General features: G+C 65.0%; 15 protein-coding genes. 4 read left to right on the top strand and 11 right to left on the bottom strand.

Annotated features, from left to right (window positions below):
- Positions 1 to 2 precede the first annotated feature (2 nt).
- The gene (locus GJ699_RS26900) at positions 3 to 1385 is read left to right on the top strand and encodes an MFS transporter (protein ID WP_154382221.1); all 1383 of its coding nucleotides are present in this window, start codon (positions 3 to 5) and stop codon (positions 1383 to 1385) included.
- On the opposite strand, the gene hisC is transcribed toward GJ699_RS26900, so the two are convergent.
- The 5 genes from hisC to rimO all read right to left on the bottom strand — a co-directional run bounded on the left by hisC (position 1366) and on the right by rimO (position 7147).
- A complete protein-coding gene (hisC, locus tag GJ699_RS26895; protein WP_154382219.1) occupies positions 1366 to 2424 on the bottom strand; it encodes a histidinol-phosphate transaminase in 1059 nt (352 codons plus the stop codon). The two genes, GJ699_RS26900 and hisC, sit on opposite strands and share 20 nt — an antisense overlap.
- Positions 2424 to 3590: a cystathionine beta-lyase gene (locus GJ699_RS26890; protein ID WP_154382217.1), complete on the bottom strand. Its 1167-nt coding sequence runs from the start codon at positions 3588 to 3590 to the stop codon at positions 2424 to 2426. Before GJ699_RS26890 ends, hisC begins: the two co-directional genes overlap by 1 nt.
- The gene (locus GJ699_RS26885; protein WP_154382215.1) at positions 3587 to 4840 is read right to left on the bottom strand and encodes a YncE family protein; all 1254 of its coding nucleotides are present in this window, start codon (positions 4838 to 4840) and stop codon (positions 3587 to 3589) included. Before GJ699_RS26885 ends, GJ699_RS26890 begins: the two co-directional genes overlap by 4 nt.
- Positions 4837 to 5685, bottom strand: coding sequence for a creatininase family protein (locus GJ699_RS26880; RefSeq protein ID WP_154382214.1), 849 nt, complete (start codon positions 5683 to 5685; stop codon positions 4837 to 4839). Before GJ699_RS26880 ends, GJ699_RS26885 begins: the two co-directional genes overlap by 4 nt.
- 70 nt (positions 5686 to 5755) lie before the next feature.
- Positions 5756 to 7147, bottom strand: a complete 1392-nt coding sequence (rimO, locus tag GJ699_RS26875; protein WP_154382212.1) for a 30S ribosomal protein S12 methylthiotransferase RimO — start codon at positions 7145 to 7147, stop codon at positions 5756 to 5758.
- Positions 7148 to 7239: 92 nt separating this feature from the next.
- Here rimO and GJ699_RS26870 point away from each other — a divergent pair, with 92 nt between their 5' ends.
- Positions 7240 to 8250, top strand: coding sequence for a LacI family DNA-binding transcriptional regulator (locus GJ699_RS26870; RefSeq protein WP_371867681.1), 1011 nt, complete (start codon positions 7240 to 7242; stop codon positions 8248 to 8250).
- A 20-nt stretch (positions 8251 to 8270) separates the two neighbouring features.
- Here GJ699_RS26870 and GJ699_RS26865 read toward each other — a convergent pair whose 3' ends face one another.
- Genes GJ699_RS26865 through GJ699_RS26855 form a run of 3 tightly spaced genes read right to left on the bottom strand, consistent with a single transcriptional unit; the run spans position 8271 to position 14123 of the window.
- Entirely contained in the window at positions 8271 to 9830 is a 1560-nt protein-coding gene (locus GJ699_RS26865) for an efflux transporter outer membrane subunit (protein ID WP_154382210.1), read from the bottom strand.
- Positions 9827 to 12946, bottom strand: a complete 3120-nt coding sequence (locus tag GJ699_RS26860; protein ID WP_154382208.1) for an efflux RND transporter permease subunit — start codon at positions 12944 to 12946, stop codon at positions 9827 to 9829. The genes GJ699_RS26865 and GJ699_RS26860 overlap by 4 nt, the downstream gene beginning before the upstream one ends.
- On the bottom strand, positions 12939 to 14123 hold the full coding sequence (locus tag GJ699_RS26855) for an efflux RND transporter periplasmic adaptor subunit (RefSeq protein WP_154382206.1): 1185 nt from the start codon (positions 14121 to 14123) through the stop codon (positions 12939 to 12941). The genes GJ699_RS26860 and GJ699_RS26855 overlap by 8 nt, the downstream gene beginning before the upstream one ends.
- Positions 14124 to 14229: 106 nt before the next feature.
- Between GJ699_RS26855 and GJ699_RS26850 the strand changes: the two genes are divergently transcribed.
- The gene (locus GJ699_RS26850; RefSeq protein WP_154382204.1) at positions 14230 to 14913 is read left to right on the top strand and encodes a response regulator transcription factor; all 684 of its coding nucleotides are present in this window, start codon (positions 14230 to 14232) and stop codon (positions 14911 to 14913) included.
- On the top strand, positions 14906 to 16309 hold the full coding sequence (locus tag GJ699_RS26845) for a sensor histidine kinase (protein WP_154382202.1): 1404 nt from the start codon (positions 14906 to 14908) through the stop codon (positions 16307 to 16309). Before GJ699_RS26850 ends, GJ699_RS26845 begins: the two co-directional genes overlap by 8 nt.
- Here the strand turns inward: GJ699_RS26845 and GJ699_RS26840 are convergent.
- The 3 genes from GJ699_RS26840 to GJ699_RS26830 are packed head-to-tail and all read right to left on the bottom strand — an operon-like array spanning position 16296 to position 18620.
- Entirely contained in the window at positions 16296 to 17528 is a 1233-nt protein-coding gene (locus GJ699_RS26840; RefSeq protein WP_154382199.1) for a beta-ketoacyl-[acyl-carrier-protein] synthase family protein, read from the bottom strand. The two genes, GJ699_RS26845 and GJ699_RS26840, sit on opposite strands and share 14 nt — an antisense overlap.
- Complete coding sequence (locus GJ699_RS26835; RefSeq protein WP_154382197.1) at positions 17525 to 17773, bottom strand: phosphopantetheine-binding protein; 249 nt, start codon at positions 17771 to 17773, stop codon at positions 17525 to 17527. Before GJ699_RS26835 ends, GJ699_RS26840 begins: the two co-directional genes overlap by 4 nt.
- Before the next feature lie 16 nt (positions 17774 to 17789).
- The gene (locus GJ699_RS26830) at positions 17790 to 18620 is read right to left on the bottom strand and encodes an alpha/beta hydrolase (RefSeq protein WP_154382195.1); all 831 of its coding nucleotides are present in this window, start codon (positions 18618 to 18620) and stop codon (positions 17790 to 17792) included.
- Positions 18621 to 18634: the final 14 nt, after the last annotated feature.

Here is an 18634-nt window from a genome sequence, read left to right as displayed (position 1 = left end):
CTATGGCGCCGCCATCCGCCATCCACGCCCACCGGGCCGCAGGCCGCAGCGCGCATCCGCGCATGGCGGCCATGCTGGCGGTGATGGCCGCCGTGGCCATGGCCTCGCTGGACACCGCCATCGCCAACACCGCGCTGCCGTCAATGGCGACGCAGTTGCAGGCCACACCGGCCGCCTCGGTCTGGATCGTCAACATCTACCAGCTGGCGATGGTGGCGACTCTGCTGCCGTTTGCCGCGCTGGGCGAAATCGCCGGCTACCGCCGCGTATTCCTGGCCGGCCTGATTACCTTCACCGCCGCCTCGCTGGCCTGCGCGCTGGCCTGGTCGCTGCCCGCACTGATCGCCGCCCGCTTCCTGCAAGGCGTGGGCGCCAGTGCCGTCATGGCCGTCACCACCGCGCTCATCCGCACCATCTACCCGGCCAGCCAGCAAGGTCGCGGCTTCGGCACCAACGCGCTGGTGGTCGCAGTGGCCTTCGCCATCGGCCCCACCCTCAGCTCACTGATCTTGTCGGCCGCCTCCTGGCCCTGGCTATTCGCCATCAACCTGCCCTTTGGCCTGGCCGCATGGTGGATGGCGCGCGGCCATCTGCCGGACAATGTGCGCGCCACCCACCGCTTCGATTATCTGGCCGCGTGCTACAACGCCATCGGCTTCGGCGCGCTGGTGCTGCTGTTTGGAGAAGGCGCACATGGCGCGGCGCCACAACAATGGCTGCCGCTGCTGGCGGTAGCAGCCATCAGCTTCATCCTGCTGCTGCGCCGCCAGCGCCATCACACCGCACCGATGCTGCCGGTGGATCTGTTCCGCAAACCGGTGTTCACGCTGTCCGCGCTGACCGCAAGCTGCACCTTCGCCGTGCAAGGCGCGGCGCTGGTGTCGCTGCCATTCTATTTCGAAGCCATGGGGCGTTCAGCCATCGCGACTGGATTTCTGATCACGCCGTGGCCAGTCATGGTGGCCATCATGGCACCAATCGCCGGCCGCCTGAGCGAGCGCTATCCCGCCGGCGCATTGTGCGGCGCCGGCCTGCTGCTGATGTGTGTGGGAGTGGGCACGCTGATCGCGCTACCAAGCGCCGCGTCGGACTACGCCATCGCCTGGCGCATGGCGCTGTGCGGCGCCGGCTTCGGCCTGTTCCAGGCGCCGAACATGAAAGCCATCATGCACAGCGCCCCGGCCTCGCGCGCCGGCAGCGCCAGCGGCATCGTCGCCACCGCGCGCCTGATGGGACAAGCGACCGGCGCCGCCACCGTCGCCGGCTGCTTCCTGCTGGCTGGCGCCAGCGGTCCGCGCGACGCCTTGATCGCCGCCGCCGTCTTCGCCGCGCTGGGCGCGGCAGCCAGCTTCGCGCGGCTGAAGTTTAAGCCAGGATCTGCTTGAGCGCGTCCACCAGCTTGCCGCATTCCTCGTCGGTGCCGATGGAAATGCGCAGGAACTGGTCGATGCGGGGCGCCTTGAAGTGACGCACCAGTATCGCTCGCTCGCGCAAGGCCGCTGCCAGCGCCGCGCCGTCGCGCTGCGGATGGCGGGTAAAGATGAAGTTGGCTTGCGACGGCAGCACCTCGAAGCCCAGCGCCTGCATCTGCGCCGCCAGCCACGCGCGGGTGGCGATGATGGCTTGCGAGGTCTGCTCGGTATAAGCCTGGTCGTCCAGTGCAGCCACCGCGCCGGCCTGCTGCACCTGGCCCAGCGGATAGCAGTTGAAACTGTTCTTCACACGCTCCAGACCCGCGATCAAGTCTGGATGACCGAGCGCGAAGCCAACCCGCAGGCCGGCCAGCGAACGCGATTTGGACAGCGTCTGCACCACCAGCAGATTGTCGTAGCGGCCCAGCAGCGCGGCTGCGCTTTCGCCGCCGAAGTCCACATAAGCCTCGTCGATCACCACCGGCTGTTCCGGATGCGCCTTCAGCAGCGCCTCGATCTGCGCCAGCGACAGCGCGATGCCGGTCGGCGCGTTCGGATTGGCCAGGATGATGGCGCCGCATGGACGGTCATAATCCTTGACGTCGATCTCGAAACGCTCATTCAGCGGCACCTGCACGCACTCGATGCCATACAGGCTGCAATAGGTTGGATAGAAGCTGTAGCTGATATCCGGCGCCAGCAACGGCAGCTCGTGCTTGAGCAGCGCGTGGAAGGTATGCGCCAGCACCTCGTCCGAGCTGTTGCCGACAAAGACCTGCTCGCGGGTCAGGCCGAAACGGCGCGCCACCGCATCCTTCAGCGCTGCGTTGGACGGGTCCGAATACTTGCGCAGGCCATCGCCGGCCGCTTCATGCATCGCTGCCAGCGCCTTCGGCGACGGGCCGTACGGATTTTCGTTGGTATTCAGCTTGATCAGGCCAGGCATCTGCACCTGTTCACCAGGAGTGTACGGCGTCAGGCCGTGTACCACTTCGCTCCAGAACTTACTCATTACATTTCCCCAAAGGCTCGCTCGATATCGGCGATTAAATCATCCACGTCTTCCAGGCCGACGTTAAAGCGTACCAGGATGCCCTGGTCCTGCCAGTTCTTGCGCATATGCTGTATGCGGTAAGGCATGACCAGACTGTTGGCGCCACCCCAGCTGTAACCGATCTTGAACAGCTTGAGCGAATCGACAAAGCGGTCGGTCTGCTGTTCGGTATAGCGTTCGTCGAAAATCACCGAGAACAGGCCGCCGGCACCGGTAAAATCGCGCTTCCAGGTCTCGTGACCCGGGCAGTCCGGCAGCGCCGGATGCAGCACGCGCTTGATTTCCGGCCGTGCTTTCAGCCAGAGTGCCAGCTTGCGCGCCGCCGCGTCGTGCGCGTCGAAGCGCAAACGCATGGTCGGCAGGCCGCGCGACACCAGATAGGCATCGTCCGCGCCCACGCCCATGCCCAGCCGCATATGCGCCATGGCGACACGGTCATGCAGCGCGCGGTCGCGCGTGATGACGGCGCCCATCAGCACATCTGAACCACCGGATTGGTACTTGGTCAGCGCCTGCATGACGATGTCCACACCCAGATCGAAACCGCGCAGCGCCAGGCCGGCCGACCAGGTGTTATCCAGCGCCACCAGCACGCCGTGTTCGCGCGCCACCTTGCAAATGGCCGGCAGATCCGGCACCTCCATCGACACCGAACCCGGCGCCTCGGTCCAGATCAGCTTTGTATTCGGCTGGATCAGCGCCGCAATGCCTTCGCCGATCAGCGGATCGTAGTAGCGCGCGGTGACGCCGAAATCTGCCGACAGCCAGCGTCCCAGCTCGCGATTCGGGTTGTAGACGTTATCCGGCAACAGCACATCGTCGCCGGACTTGAGCAACGCGAAATTAATCATGGCGATCGCCGCCAACCCGCTAGGGGCCAGCAAGCACTGCTCGCCGCCCTCGATTTCGGCCAGCCGCGCCTCCAGCGTGAACGTGGTGGGCGTGCCGTGCAGGCCGTAGGTATAGGCGTTCTTCTCTTTCCAGTCGCCCGAGCGCATGGCCGCCACGTTTTTGAACAGCACCGTGGACGCGTGATGAATCGCGCTCGGGAAGGCGGCGAAGCCTTCCGGCGCCTGATAATCCGGATGGATCAGCGCCGTCTGTGGAGACTTCTTTGTGCTCATCGCATATTGCCGGTATGGCCCAGCGAGTAGCGGCCCGGCTGCGGCCACACGGTCAGACCATGCGGCTCCTGCCCCACCTTGATCTGTTTGACGTCGCCGTTGCCGGTGTCGATGCGGTACACCACATCGTCAAAGCGGCCCGACAGCCACAGATACTTGCCATCGGCGCTGACGTTGCCCATATCCGGGCTACCGCCACCGGGAATCGCCCATTGCGCCACCACTTTTTCGGAGGCGAAGTCGATCACCGTCACGCGGCCCTTGCCTTTGCGCTTGCCGTGGATGGCATGGGTACCACGGTTGGCGACATACAGCTTGGTACCGTCGCGGCTCGGATACAGGCCGTGCGCACCAACGCCGGTCGGAATGAAGCCGACTTTGGTGAAGGTGGCGGCATCGACGATGTGCACGCCGTCGGCATCCATGTCGGCGATGTAGTAACGCTTGCCGTCCGGGGACACGCGTATGTCCTGCGGCATGCCCTTCTTCTTGCTGCACACCTCACTGGCCAGCAGCTGGTCGATCGGATCTTTTTCCGAGAAGCGCGTGGCCGGCATCGACAGTTTCAGATAGCCGTCCACCTTGCGTTCCTTCAGATCGATGCGCGCCACCGCGCCATCGAATTCGCAGGTGAACATGGCGTAGCGGCCATCCGGCGAGAAGTCGGCGTGGTTGATGCCGCCGCACTGCGGCACATCAATAGCGTACTGCACCTGCATGGTCTTCGGATCGCGGAAGTCCAGGCGGTGCAAGGCTTCCGCCACCACGATGGCCGATTTGCCGTCCGGTGAGAAGTACATATTGTAAGGATCGTCCACCGGCACCTGCGGGCCCGGCTTGCCGGTGCGTGGGTCAATCGGCGTCAGGCTGCCTTTGTTGGTACGCTCGGCGTTATTGGCCACCCACAGGGTTTGCAAATCCCAGGCCGGCACCACGTGCTGCGGGCCAACGCCCACCTTGAACTTGTCGACTACTTTCAGCGTTTCCGGGTCGATCACGTAAACGTCGTTGGAGCGCAGATTCGGCACATACACGCGCGTCAGCTGGTCGCGCACCGCCGGGCTCATATTGGCCGGGCCGATGCCGGCGTAGACGTTGGCTGGCGCGGTGGCCGCCGCAGCGGCGGCAGTCGGTGCGGCTTGCGCCGCCTGCGCGGTCTGCGAGTAGCCGACAGCCAGCAGGCTGCCCGCGCCGATCAGGCCAGCGGCGGCCAGCGCCGCGAATACGATGCGATTGTTAGCAGTTTTCATTTGGAGTCTTTGGTAGGGTTGGACGGCGCGCCATGCGCCGCAAAAGCAGTAATCGCGGCCACCGAGGCATCGACGATGCGTTGTACGCCCAGCTTGCCCAATTCAGCGGTGGCGCGGCGGGCGTCGCCGCGCACGCCTTCGGCCGGCGTCGGCGACGGGCCGCGCGCCAGTGCTTCGGTGCGCACCAGGGATTTATCGGTGGCCAGCATCAGCGCGGCGTCGGCCAGGCCGGCGTGCAGGCCGATTTCAGCCTTGCTGTAGCCGCGCTTTTCCAGATCGGCGATATAGGGTTCCTGCGTGACGTCGTAGTAAGCCAGCAGCGCCAGCGCGCTGGCCTTGCCGTCCTTGGCCCAGGCCTTGTTCAGCTTTTGCGCCACGCGGGTTTCGGACTTCTGGTAGCCGCCATGGTCGCCGATCAGGACGATGTGGCGGAAGCCGTGCTGGCGCAGGCTTTGCGCGGTGGCGGCCAGCAGGTCTTCAAACGTCGATTCAGGGATGGACAGGGTGCCGGCGAACTTCATGTGCCCGGCCGGCGGCGTGATGCTGCCCTCGGGGACGTAGGCCACCACCGGCGCCACCACCGCGTTGCCCAGCTTTTGCGCGATGATCCGCGCCAGCACGGTGGCGCGCACATTGTGCTTGCCGAGCGCGATATACGGACCGCTTTGTTCGGTGCCACCGATGGGAATGATGGCGGTGGTCGCGCCGGCGTCGATGCGGGCGCGCAGTTCGGTGCTGGTCATTTCTTCCAGCATCACCGGGGCTTCGGCAGCGGCTACGGGGCGCGCCAGCACGCCGATTAGCAGGCAGGCGGCCAGCGCCGCCGGGAATTTCAAATCACGCATAAGCATCAGTCGTAAAAAAAGGCGGACCGCGTAGAACGCTGGCCCGCCTTTATTATAGTAGACGAATGGCTTAAAGTGCCTCTCCCCACAGATCATGAGCGTCGGATGTCGTAATCTTCACATCGACGAACTGGCCAACCACCAGCTTTTTATGCGGTTCGAACGGCGGTTTGACGTACACCACGCCGTCGATTTCCGGCGCATCCGCAGCCGAGCGGCCGACGCCACCGGTACGGTTGACTTCATCGATCAGCACGCGCACGGTTTTACCGACTTTGGCTTTCAGGCGGCTTTTCGAGATTTCTTCCTGCAGCAGCATGACGCGGCCACGACGCTCTTCGCGCACTTCTTCCGGCACCGGGTTGGCCAGCTCGTTGGCGGTAGCGCCTTCCACCGGCGAGTAGGCGAAGCAGCCCAGGCGGTCGATCTGGGCTTCTTTCAGGAAGTCCAGCAGGTATTCGAATTCCGCTTCGGTCTCGCCCGGGAAGCCGGCGATGAAGGTCGAACGGATGGTCAGGTCCGGATTCATCTTGCGCCAGGCCAGGATGCGGTCCAGGTTCTTTTCGCCGCTGGCCGGACGCTTCATGCGCTTCAGCACATCCGGATGCGCGTGCTGCATCGGGATATCCAGGTAAGGCAGCACGTGCTCGCCCATCATCGGGATCACTTGATCCACGTGCGGATACGGATACACATAGTGCATGCGCACCCAGGCGCCGTAGGACTTGGCCAGCTCGCCCAGCGCTTCCATCAGCTGGGTCATGTGGGTCTTGATCGGACGGCCGTTCCAGAAACCAGTGCGGAACTTGACGTCGACGCCGTAGGCCGAGGTGTCCTGCGAGATCACCAGCAGTTCCTTGACGCCGGACTTGAACAGGTTTTCCGCTTCCAGCATCAGCTCACCGATAGGACGCGACACCAGGTCGCCGCGCATCGACGGGATGATGCAGAACGAGCAGCGGTGGTTGCAGCCTTCGGAGATTTTCAGGTAAGCGTAGTGCTTCGGCGTCAGCTTGATGCCCTGCGCCGGAATCAGGTCGATGAACGGCTCGTGCGGTTTCGGCAAGTGGTGGTGCACCGAGTCCATCACCTCAGCCAGCGCGTGCGGGCCGGTCACGGCCAGCACTTTCGGGTGCACTTTGGTGATCAGGTCCGAACCGTCGCTATCTTTTTTGGCGCCCAGGCAGCCGGTGACAATCACCCGGCCATTTTCGGCCAGCGCTTCGCCGATGGCGTCCAGCGATTCCTGCACGGCGGCGTCAATGAAGCCGCAGGTATTGACGATCACCAGATCGGCGCCGTCATAGGATTTGGCGGTCTCATAACCTTCGGCGCGCAGCTGCGTCAGGATTTGTTCGGAGTCCACCAGCGCTTTAGGGCAGCCGAGCGAAACGAAGCCCACTTTCGGTGCTGGCGCGCCGGCGGCTGGCTTGGGAAGACGGGAGAGTGGTTGCGATTGCATATGGTTGCTTAATACGTCACAAGAATGTCGAGCAATCGAGCATTATACCATGCTACGATACAGGCTTGAAGCGGCTTACCAGAGGAGATTGTGTGGCAACACTGAAAGACGTCGCAATACTTGCCGGCGTCGGCATGTCGACGGCATCGCGCGCCATCTCGGGCGCCGGCCCGGTGTCCGCCGAGTCGTTGAAAAAGGTGCAAGCCGCAATCGAACAGCTGAACTTCCGCCCGTCCTCCCTCGGCCGCGCACTGTCGGCCCAATCGCTGGGCATGATCGGCATCTTCGTCCCCTCCTTCTTCGGCGCCTACTACGGCACCATACTCAAACAGACTGACATCGAATTACGCGCCATGCGCCGCCATGTGGTGGTGGCCACCGGCTGCGGCGACGGCACGCCGCGCGAGGAAGCCATCGAGGCGGTGAAGTTCCTGATCGGCCGCGATTGCGACGGTATCGTGGTGCTGGGCCACGATCTGCTGGATGAGGACATGCAGATGCTGCACAAGATGCATCCCAAGCTGGCGTTTCTGAATCGGCGCAGCGCAACGCTGGAGGCGTCGTCGTTCTACCCGGATCATTATCATGGCGGCGAGCTGGCGGCGCAAACGCTGCTGGAAGCTGGACATCGCAAGCTGGCGGTGATTTCGGGGCCGGCCGGCACCTCCGACAACGAGGCGCGGCTGAATGGCTTTTTCGATGCGCTGGCGCGGCATGGCGTCGCGCGCGACGAGGTGCGGCTGGTTGCGTCGGACTTCTCGCGTGAAGGCGGTTTTGCCGCCGCCCAGCAGTTGCTCGACGACGGCGTCGATTTTACGGGCCTGTTCTGCGCCAATGACGAGATGGCGGTGGCGGCGATGGCTTGCTTGCATCGCGCCGGTTTGCGGGTGCCGGAGCAGGTGTCGATCGTCGGTTACGACGACGATTATTCGGCCGAGTATTCATCGCCCGGCCTGACCTCGGTGCATATCCCGATGCAGCAGCTGACGCAGAATGCGGTGCGCTGGTTGCTCAATCTTTGCTATGGCACCCAGCATGAAATCAGCCGCGATTTCCCGGTGACGGTGACGCGGCGCGGCTCGGTGGCCGCGCCGGCCCGCTAGTTGGCCCGCTACTCGGCCAGCTACTCGGCCCAGCCGCCCCCCAGCGCCTGGAACAGCGCGACCGTGTCGGCGTAGCGCGCCGTTTGCGCCTGCGCCAATCCCATCACCGCCTGGCGGTACGCTTGTTCGGCCTGCAGCACTGCGGGATGCCCCACCGCCCCCAGCTGCCACTGGCGTTGAGCGATCGCCAGGCTGCGCGCTGCGGCCTGCTCGGCGTTGGCAGAGGCGCGCAGGCCGCGCGCGTCAGCGTCGATGGCGTGCAGCGTGTCGGCCACGTTCTGGAATGCGGTCAGCACGGTGCAGCGGTACTGCGCGGCCGACTGTTCATAGCTGGCTTCCGCCGCACGCTGCTGATGCATCAAGGCGCCGCCATGGAATAGCGGCTGCACCAGGTTCGCGCCGATGCTCCAGAAGCCGGTGCCGGCGTTGAACAGCGTGCCGGTGGTCAGCGCGGAGCTACCCAGTGTCGCGTTCAGCGAGATGTCGGGCAGGCGCGCGGCCTGCGCGATGCCGATCGCCGCGCTGGCCGCGTGCAGTTGAGCCTCGGCGGCGCGGATATCCGGCCGCTGCTCGACCAGCCGCGCCGGCAGACTAAGTGGCAGTTGCTCCGGTAGACGCAGGCTGGCGAAGTCCAGGCGCAGGGCGGCGTGGCCGCCGTCGACCGCGTGCCTCGCTTCGCCTCCCGCTTCGCGCCCCGCTCCGTGCTCTGGGCTGCCCCCGTGGTCGCCCGCGCCCTCGCGGATAGCGTCCGCCTTGCTGCTGCGGTGCGCGGCGCCGTTGCCATCGTCATCGCCAGGCAGACGCCCGGTCAGCACGGCCAGCAGATTGCGCTGCTGCGCCAATTGCTTCTCCAGCGGCGGCAGGCCGGCTTCGGCTTGTGCCAGCAAGGCTTCTTGCGCCGCCACGTCGGCCGCGCCGAGCTGGCCGGCTTGTTGCTGCTTGCGGACCGCATCCATCTGCTGGCGAGCGCTGTCCGTCAGGCTACGCTGCAGGTCGAGCTGCGCGTGCAGCGAGGCCTCATTAATGGCGGCCAGCACCAGGTTCGAGACCAATGTCAGCCGGGCTGCATCGCGCTGGGCGCGGGCGACATCGGCTTGCGCATCGCCCTGCTCCACCGCCCGGCGCGTGCCGCCGAAGACATCCGGCGCGTAACCGATGTTCAGCTGCGCCGTGTGCAGCGTGTACAGATTGGTGCCGGACGCGGTGGGGCTGGACAGCGAATCGGCCACCTGCTGACGGCTCGGCGTCAATTGCAGATCGACGCTGGGAGCATACGCGCCCCGCTGCGCCGCTGCCAGTTCGCGCGCCGCTCGCAGGCCAGCTTCCGCCGCCTGCAAATCAGGATTGGCAGCCAGCGCGGCATCCACCAGCGCATTCAGCTCGTCGGAGCCGAACAGCGTCCACCAGCGGGACGGCACGTCCTGCCCGGCCACCAGCCGCTGCGCACCGCTATCGCCAGTCAGCGGCTCGACGGTGTAGCGCGCCACCGACGGCGCGGCGGGATGGACGAAATCCGGGCCAGCCGCACAGCCGCTCAACAGCACAGCTACAGCAATAGCGGAAAAATTCAGTTTCATCATGCGTGCTCTCCATCGACCGCATCCAGCGTCACCTTGCCTTCAACCGGCTGGCGACGCGCGTGGCGGTCTTCTATCAGATAGTACAGGGCAGGCAGCAGCACCAGCGTCAGCACGGTGGCGGTAACCAGACCGCCCACCACCACCGTCGCCAGCGGCCGTTGCACATCGCTGCCCAAGCCGTGCGCCAGCGCCGCCGGCACCAGTCCCAGCGCGGCCACGGTCGCGGTGGTCAACACCGGACGCACGCGCTCACGCGCACCGTTGATGACCGCCGAGCGCAAATCCTCAGGCAGCAGCTTGCGCCAGCGGTTCAAGTTCGCCAGCATCACCACCGCATTCAGCACCGATACGCCAAACAGCGCGATAAAGCCCACCGCCGACGACACATTCAGCGTCATGCCGCGCATCTGCAGCGCCACCAGCCCGCCCAGCAGCGACAGCGGCACCGCCAGCAAAATCAGGCCAGGCTGACGCAGATTGCCGAACTCCGAGAACAGCATCACAAACATCAGCGCCAGCACCGCCGGCACGATCACCGCCAGCCGCGCCTGCGCGCGCTGCTGATTCTCGAACTGCCCGCCCCAGGTAATCTGGTAGCGCGCATGGTCATACGGCACCTCATGCTCGATGCGCGACTGCGCCTCCGCCAGGAACGACGACAGGTCGCGGCCACGCAAATTGGTCCGCACCGTCAGGTGACGCCGGTTCATCTCGCGCGTGATGGTGGTCTCGCCCTCGGCCAGGCTGATATGCGCCACCTGCGCCAACGCCACATGCGCGCCGTTCGCCGCGTTCAATACCAGATCGCCGATGGCCTGCGGATTGTTGCGGGTATTGCCGCTGAAGCGCGCCGCCACATCGTAGCTGCGGTCATCCACGAACACTTGCGCCACCGGACTGCCGCCGATGCCGGTCTGGATCAGTGCCATCACGTCCGCCACATTGATGCCCAGCCGCGCGGCGGCGGCGCGATCAACGTCGATACGCACCTGCGGCAGCGGCGGCTCCTGGTCGATAATCACATCCTCGGCACCCGGTACGGTGCGCAACAGATGCTCCACCGCGCTGGCCAGCTTGCGAGTCTGGTGGAAGTCCTCGCCATACACCTTCACCACCAGATCGCTGTGCGCGCCGGCCAGCTTGTCCAGCACACCGTCGATCATCGGCTGCGAGAAACCGACATCGGTGCGTGGCAGCTCGCGGAAGCGCGCCGCCAGCTTGTCGATCAGATCCTGCTTGCTCATGCCCGACGGCCATTCGCTGTACGGATGCAGCGTCACCGCACATTCGATATGCGACGGCGTGAACGGATCGGTGCCCTCGTCATTGCGGCCCAGCTGCGTCACCACATGCGCCACCTGCGGCTCCTTCAGCGTTTCCTCGCGCAGCGCGTCGGCCATCTGGGTCGCCTTGGTCAACGAAATCCCCGGCGGCAGCGTCACCTGCAGCCAGATCGAGCCTTCGTCCAGCGTCGGCAGGAAGTCGCGGCCGATGGCACCGCCCAGCAGCACCACGCCGACCAGCGTGGCGACGGCCAGTGCCAGCACCAGCCGCGACTTGCCGACCAGCCGTTGCAGCAGGCTTTCGTAACGCGGCATCAGCCACTCCAGCAGCGGATTGTGGAAGATCTTGCGCGGCTTGCGGAATGCCCAGAAAGCCATGCCCGGTATCAGCATCATGGTCATCAGCAGCGCGCCAAGCAGGGCAAAGCCCACCGCGAACGCCATCGGTGAAAACAGCTTGTACTCGATGCGTTGGAACGCGAACAGCGGCAGATAAGCGATCATAATCACCAGCATGCCGAAGAACGTCGGCCGCATCACCTGCAGCGTCGCCTGCATGGCGGACTTGGCGGACATCAGACCATCCGGCTGTTCCTCGCGCTTGCGCAGGATCGCCTCCAGCACAAAGATCGCACCATCGACAATGATGCCGAAGTCGATCGCGCCCAGCGACAGCAGATTGGCCGGGATTTTAAAGTGATGCATCAGGATGAAGGCGATCATCAACGACACCGGAATCGCCGCCGCCGCGATCAGCGCCGCGCGCGGGCTGCCGAGGAACAGCACCAGCACCAGCGTCACCAGCACCACGCCTTCCACCAAAGTCTTGCCAACCGTGTGCACAGTGGCGTCCACCAGCGTGCTGCGGTCCATGTAGGGCACCACTTTCACATCCTTGGGCAGCAGATGATCGTTCAGATCCTGTACCGCCTCGTGCACGCCAGCGATCACGCGCGATGGATTCTCGTTCTTCAGCAGCAGCACGATGCCGGATACGGTGTCGGACACATGATCCTTGCCCAGCACACCGTGGCGCTCCTGCTGCCCCAGCGTGACGTTGCCCAGATCCTTGACCAATACCGGCACGCCATCCTTCTGCGTGACCACGATGTTACCCAGATCGTCCAGGTTATGAATCAGGCCGACGCCGCGCACCACCAGCCCCTGCTCGCCGCGCGTCAGCACACTGCCGCCGGCATTGGCGTTATTGGCGGAGATGGCCTGCGTGATCTGCGTCAGCGACAGGTTGTACTTGGACAGTTTGGCCGGATCGAACTCCAGCAGGAACTGGGTGGTGATGCCGCCGAAATTGCTGACATCGACCACACCGGCCGCCTGTTTCAGGCGCGGGATCACCTTCCAGCGCTGCAGCTCCGACAACTCGCGCAGGTCGCGCGTCTTCGATTCCAGCGTATAGCGGTAGATTTCACCGATCGGCGAGGTCAGAGGGTCCAGCGACGGCTGCGCGCCATACGGCAGGCTGACGCCGGCGATGCGTTCCTGCAGCCGCTGGCGCGACCAGTAATCCTCGGCGCCATCCTGGAACACCACGGTAATCAGCGACAGGCCGAAGGTCGACTTCGAGCGCATCACATGCATGCCGGGCGTGCCCATGATCTCGCGCTCCAGCGGAATGGTGATCTGCTGTTCGACTTCCTCGGCGGCCAGGCCGTTGACCTGGGTGACCACCTGCGAGGTGGTGTCGGCGATATCCGGATAGGCTTCCAGCGGCAGCTGGGTCCAGCAATAGCCGCCATACAGCGCCACCATCAGGAAGATCAGCGAGACAATGCCGCGCCGGTTAAAGCACAGGGTGACGAGACGTTCAATCATTCAGCAGCACTCCATCCTTGACCACCACGCGCTCGCCCGGCTTCAGGCCAGACAGCACTTCCACTTGCTCACCGATCTGCGCGCCCAGCTTCAGGTCGCGCGGCGCGAACTGCCACGGCTTGACCTCGACAAAGGCACGGCTGGAGAAACCGCTCTGTATCACCGCCGACATCGGCACCACAATGCCCGCATGCGGGCGCGCCTCGAGCGTGGCCTCGGCAAACATGCCGGGCTTGAGGCGGCCATCGCGGTTATCGAAAGGCAGGCGCACCTTGACCGTGCGGGTGTCCGCATCCAGCATCTCGCCCACGTAAGCCACCTGGCCTTTCAGTGGCGCGGGATAGGCGTCCAGCCGCACCGACGCCTGCTGACCGACGTACAGCTGCGCCAAATCCTTTTCCTGCGCATTGGCGCTGATATAGACTTTGGACAGATCGGCCACCGTCATCAGCGGCGCGGTGGCGTCGTTCCAGTAAGCGCCTTCGGTGGCAGCCAATGCCACCACGCGACCGGAGAGCGGCGAGCGCACCGCCAACTGGCCACCGCCCGCCGTGCGGCCGTCGGCTGCGGCACCGGCCCCAACGCCACCCGAGCCGCCGTGCGCTGCGCCGCCGGCCTGTGCCAGCCGTGCCGTCGCGCGGGCGGCCTCGCTGGCGGCCTGCTCGTAATCGCTCTGCGCCTGCTCGACATCGCGGCCGGCCGCGATATCGGAACGCGCCAGCTCGCGCTGACGCTCCAGATTACGGCGCGCCAGCAACAGCGCCGATTGCGCCTTGGCCGCATCCGCATTCGCCTGCGCGAAATCCGGTGCATCGATCACGAACAGCACCTCGCCCGCCCTGACCGCGTCGCCCAATTGCTTGTTGAGGCGGACGATGCGCCCGGCCAGCGGCGGCAGCACACGCGCCAGCCGCGCCGGATCGGCCTCCACCACCGCCGGCAGCGTAAACGGCACCGACACGCTTTGCTCAGGCATGGCCGCCACCACCAGCGACCGCCGCAACGGCGACCGCTCCGGTATGCGCAGCACTTCGCCGTCGTGCACCAGCGCGGCCACCGGTTCCGGCGCCGGCGCTTCCTTGGCGTGCAGGCCCACCAGACTCCAGCCGGTCAGCGCGACAGCGGCAATGGCAACGAGGCTGGGCAGATAAAAATTCTTCAGCGGGGTCTTGTTCATGGCAGTCCTCTCTTTTTACACAGCCGAGATGTTAAATTTTTATGCTGCACCGCATCCTGAATTCTTCTTCAGGAAAGGCCCGACGCGACGCTGCTATACTCGGGCCATGCACATTCTGTTGGTAGAAGACGATCACAAGGCAGCGCGGCTGCTGGCGCGGGGGCTGGAAGAAGAAGGCTTCGTGGTGACGGTCGCCCATTCGGCGCAGGAGGCGGCGCCGCTGCCGCTAGCGCAGTTCGACATGGCCATCCTGGACTGGATGATGCCCGGTAAGGACGGCGTGACGCTGTGCGCCGAATGGCGCCAGGCCGGCCACAACCTGCCAGTGCTGATGCTGACCGCGCGCGACGCCGTCACCGACCGCATTACCGGCCTGAATACCGGCGCCGACGACTACCTGACCAAGCCCTTCGTCTTCGATGAACTGCTGGCACGCGTGCGCGCCCTGCTGCGCCGCGCCGAACGCCTGCAGCCAGCGGCGTTGCAGGTGGCCGACCTGGTGCTGGACCCAGCCAGCCGCGCCGTCAATCGCGGCCGCGTAAAGCTCGACCTCACGCCCAAGGAATACGCCATCCTGGAACTGTTCATGCGCCACACCGGCGCGGTGGTCAGCCGCCAACAGCTGGCGGAACACGTCTGGCACGCCGACCTGATCGCCATCGACAACCTGATGGACGTGCATATCAAGAACCTGCGCCGCAAAGTCGATGAACCAGGCATGCCGGCGCTGATCGCTACCGTGCGCGGACGCGGCTTCCGCCTGGCGCTGCCGGAGGACGGCGATGCTTAGCCTGCGCCAGCGACTGATGCTGGTGCATTTGCTGGCGATCCTGCTCACGGTCGGCGCCACCGCCGCTGCCGGCTGGTGGTTGCTGTCGCAATCCGTGCATCGCCAGCTAGATGCCGCCCTGCTGGCGGTGGCGGAAGCCGAAGTGGCCATGCTGGCCGATGGCGACGGCGGCCCGGTAAGGGTGCACGAAGCGCCCACCGGCAGCGCGCCGCCATCGCTGACGCGCATCGACCGGCTGGTGCAGATCATCGATGGCAACGGCCACGCGCTGGCACGCAGCAGCAATCTCGGCTCGGAAAACCTGCCTGCGCCAGCGGCGCTGTTGGCACAACTGGCGGCCGGCGCCACCATCTTCGACACGCTGCCGGACACCAGCGAGGAGCCGCTGCGCATGGTGTCGGTGCCAACGCATGCGCACGGGCGCAGCTACGCGGTGCAGGTGGCTGGCTCGCTGGATGACGTCAACCATACATTGCAATCGGCCGCCTTCCTGTTCACCGGCATGGCGGTGGCACTGCTGGCGGCGCTGGGTTGGGCCGGATCGCGGTTGTCCAGAAAATTGTTTGTGGCGATCGAAAACATCGTCGACCAGGCACACCGCATCGGCGACAGCAATCTCCATCAACGCTTGCCGCACCCCGGCGACGACGATGAAATCGGCCACCTGGTGAATACCCTGAACGCCATGCTGGAGCGACTGGAACAGGGATTCGAGATGCAGCGCCGCTTCACCGCCGACGCCTCGCACGAACTGCGCTCTCCGCTATCCAGGCTACGCGCCGAAATCGAAATCACGCTGCGCCGGCCGCGCGAAAACAGCGATTATGTAGCCGCGCTGCGCTCCTGCCTGGACGAGGTCGAGCGCCTGACGACGCTGGTGGAAGAGCTGCTGATGTTGGCCCGCATCGATGGCGGCCAGGAACGCCCACAAGCCGAGCTGGCGTCGCTGGACAGTCTGGCCGCCGACGCGGTCAGCCGCATGGCGCCGGTGGCGCAGGATAAACAGGTTGCGCTGATGCTGGTGAATGAGCTGGTCGCTCCGGTGCAAGTGGATCGCGGCCCGCTGTCACTGGTGCTGCGCAACCTGCTGGACAACGCCATCAAGTTCTCGCCTGCCGGCGGCTGCGTCACGCTGCGCATGCTGGCGGACCACGACGGCACGCGCCTGACCATCACCGATCAGGGGCCGGGCATCGATGAAGCGGAAATGCCGTTCGTGTTCGACCGCTTCTTCCGTGGCAGCCGCCCACGCGCCGGCGAAGTGGATGGCTTCGGCCTTGGCCTGGCGCTGTCGCAGGCCATCATGCACGCCTATGGCGGCAAACTGGAAGCCGCCAACCAGCCTGGCGGCGGCGCCCTGTTCATCATGCGCTTGCCATCGCTTAGTACCGTTTGACGATCAGCGACACATTGCTGCCGCCAAAAGCGAAGGAATTCGACATCACCGCCTGCAGCGCCTGACCATGGCGCGCGTGCTGCGGCACATAATCCAGATCGCATGCAGGGTCGGTTTGATCAAGGAAGGCTGTCGGTGGAATCGAACCGCTGGTCAGCGCCTGCACCGCCAGCGTGAATTCCAGCGCGCCGGCCGCGCCCAGCGTGTGGCCGTGTACCGACTTGGTCGAACTGACCGCCAGCCGCCCGGCCGCCGCGCCAAAGGTCTGACGGATCGACTGCGTCTCCACCAGATCACCGGCCGCCGTGCCGGCGCCGTGCGCGTTGATGTAGCCGATGTCTGCATGCGCCAAACCAGAGTCACGCAAAGCCATGCTCATGGCACGTACCTGGCCATCCACATCCGGCTTGGTGATATGGCTGGCGTCATTGCTGGCGCCATAGCCCACCAATTCGGCCAGAATGGTGGCGCCGCGCCGTTGTGCCGATTCCAGCGATTCCAGCATCACCGCTGCCGATGCCTCGCCCAATACCAGGCCATTGCGGCCCAGCGAAAACGGCAGGCACGAGCGCGCCGGATCGTCACCGGCACTGGCCAGCACGCGCAAGGCATCCCATGCGCTGACCACGCCATAGCTCAGCATCGCTTCCGAGCCGCCAGCCAGCACCCGCTCGGCATAGCCATGGCGGATGTGACGATAAGCTTCACCGATGGCCTGCGCCGACGACACGCACGCGCTGCTGTAATTGTTGACGGTGCCCTTGAAATGCGCACGCAGCGCGATCTGCGCCGCCGCCGCGTTGCTCATGGTGGCCACCACGGTCATTGGACGCAAGCGATTTTTCCCGTCGGCGAACAGGTCGACATAGCCCGCTTCCAGCGTCAGCGCGCCGCCCATGCCGGTGCCCCAGAACACGCCGCTGTCCTCCGCCTGCGCCGGGTCCACTTCAATGCCGGCCTGCTGCAGCGCTTCGCTGGCGGCAGTCCAGGCCAGCAAAGCGTGACGATCGAACTGCGCCTGCTCCGACGTTTTGATCAAGTCCGGCAGCGGGAAGCGGATCTGTGCCGCCGGTATCCCCGGCCGCTGCCAGCGGCCGCCCAGTTCCAGCATGCCGATGCCGCTACTGCCAGCCAATGCGCGTTCGAAGTTGTTGCGGGCACCGAGGCCCAGCGCGGAAACCGTGCCCAGGCCGGTGATGACGACGCGCCGCTGGTTCATGGCGTCACGCCGCTGGCCGCCAGGTGGCGGTCGATCTGATCGGCGATGTCCTGCACCACCACCAGACTCGGACGCTCGTCGCCGACCTGAATGTTGAACTCTTCTTCCAGGTCGAAGATCAGTTCAACCACGGTCAGCGAATCGGCGCCCAGCGACTCCAGTTCGGTTTGGCCGGTGATCGATTCTTCCGATACTTCCAGGCTCTTGGCCAACAGTTTGATGACGGTAGGTAGCGAATTTGTCATGATATATCTCTCTTGATTAAGCAATTTTCAGTTTGATGCCGTAGCTGGCGGCGTGTTTGCCCAGGAAGGCAATCGTCTCGTCCGCGACGGTCTCTTTTTCGTTATCGAGGGTGATGATGTGGTAGCAGTCGTGCAGAATCAGCTTGCGCACGTAGTCCGAGCCGATGTTCTGCTCGACGAAATCAGCGCTGTGGGTGCTGGCGACATCGTCCTCCTGCGCATGCACGATCAGCGCCGGCGTGCGCACTTTCGGCAGGCCGCGCCGCACTTCCTTGATCAGCCGGTGCGCCTGGAAGATGCCTTCGGCCGACAGCCGCGAGGCGCCGGCCGCCGACGAACCGCTGTGCTTCATTTCGCGCGCGATCCAGCGTTGCAGGTTCTCGTTCTTCAGGCCATAGGGATGGCGCTCCTGGTAGGCATACAGATAGCGCGCCGGCGTGTAGTAGGCCAGCGGCAGCAGAAAGCGATACCAGGGCAGGCTCCAGCCGTCATAGGCCAGCGTGGTCGAGAGCAGCGACAAGGCGGCGATCTGGTCGCCACGATCCATCGCCAGCCGCAGCGCCAGCACCGCGCCGATGCACAGCCCCGCCACCGATACCGTTTTGTGGGTGGCGCGCAGTTGGTCGAAATGGCGCAGTACCTCGGCGTACCATGCCTGATAGTCGGTGGTGCGGTAGGACTGGCCGGCGCCGGTGGCATAGCCGTAGCCGGGAATCAGCGGGATCACCACCGTATAGCCGGCGCGTTGCAGACGCTTGCCGATGTACTGCATCTCCAGCGGATTGCCCAACAGGCCATGCAGTGCCAGTACGGCGTGCTCACCGCCCGGCAGGATGATTGTTTTCATGCTCTTTCTCACAT

This window comes from Duganella guangzhouensis (genome assembly GCF_009674535.1).
GTDB classification, from domain to species: domain Bacteria; phylum Pseudomonadota; class Gammaproteobacteria; order Burkholderiales; family Burkholderiaceae_D; genus Rugamonas; species Rugamonas guangzhouensis.
The sequence above is the reverse complement of the archived record's forward strand: the minus strand, read 5'-3'. Positions and strand labels throughout refer to the sequence as shown.

Bases quoted from the DNA above. Each gene is read 5' to 3' on its own strand.
- GJ699_RS26900 (WP_154382221.1), top strand. From the start codon at position 3: ATGGCGCCGCCATCCGCCATCCACGCCCACCGGGCCGCAGGCCGCAGC.
- hisC (WP_154382219.1), bottom strand. From the start codon at position 2,424: ATGAGTAAGTTCTGGAGCGAAGTGGTACACGGCCTGACGCCGTACACT.
- GJ699_RS26890 (WP_154382217.1), bottom strand. From the start codon at position 3,590: ATGAGCACAAAGAAGTCTCCACAGACGGCGCTGATCCATCCGGATTAT.
- GJ699_RS26885 (WP_154382215.1), bottom strand. From the start codon at position 4,840: ATGAAAACTGCTAACAATCGCATCGTATTCGCGGCGCTGGCCGCCGCT.
- GJ699_RS26880 (WP_154382214.1), bottom strand. From the start codon at position 5,685: ATGCGTGATTTGAAATTCCCGGCGGCGCTGGCCGCCTGCCTGCTAATC.
- rimO (WP_154382212.1), bottom strand. From the start codon at position 7,147: ATGCAATCGCAACCACTCTCCCGTCTTCCCAAGCCAGCCGCCGGCGCG.
- GJ699_RS26865 (WP_154382210.1), bottom strand. From the start codon at position 9,830: ATGATGAAACTGAATTTTTCCGCTATTGCTGTAGCTGTGCTGTTGAGC.
- GJ699_RS26860 (WP_154382208.1), bottom strand. From the start codon at position 12,946: ATGATTGAACGTCTCGTCACCCTGTGCTTTAACCGGCGCGGCATTGTC.
- GJ699_RS26855 (WP_154382206.1), bottom strand. From the start codon at position 14,123: ATGAACAAGACCCCGCTGAAGAATTTTTATCTGCCCAGCCTCGTTGCC.
- GJ699_RS26850 (WP_154382204.1), top strand. From the start codon at position 14,230: ATGCACATTCTGTTGGTAGAAGACGATCACAAGGCAGCGCGGCTGCTG.
- GJ699_RS26845 (WP_154382202.1), top strand. From the start codon at position 14,906: ATGCTTAGCCTGCGCCAGCGACTGATGCTGGTGCATTTGCTGGCGATC.
- GJ699_RS26840 (WP_154382199.1), bottom strand. From the start codon at position 17,528: ATGAACCAGCGGCGCGTCGTCATCACCGGCCTGGGCACGGTTTCCGCG.
- GJ699_RS26835 (WP_154382197.1), bottom strand. From the start codon at position 17,773: ATGACAAATTCGCTACCTACCGTCATCAAACTGTTGGCCAAGAGCCTG.
- GJ699_RS26830 (WP_154382195.1), bottom strand. From the start codon at position 18,620: ATGAAAACAATCATCCTGCCGGGCGGTGAGCACGCCGTACTGGCACTG.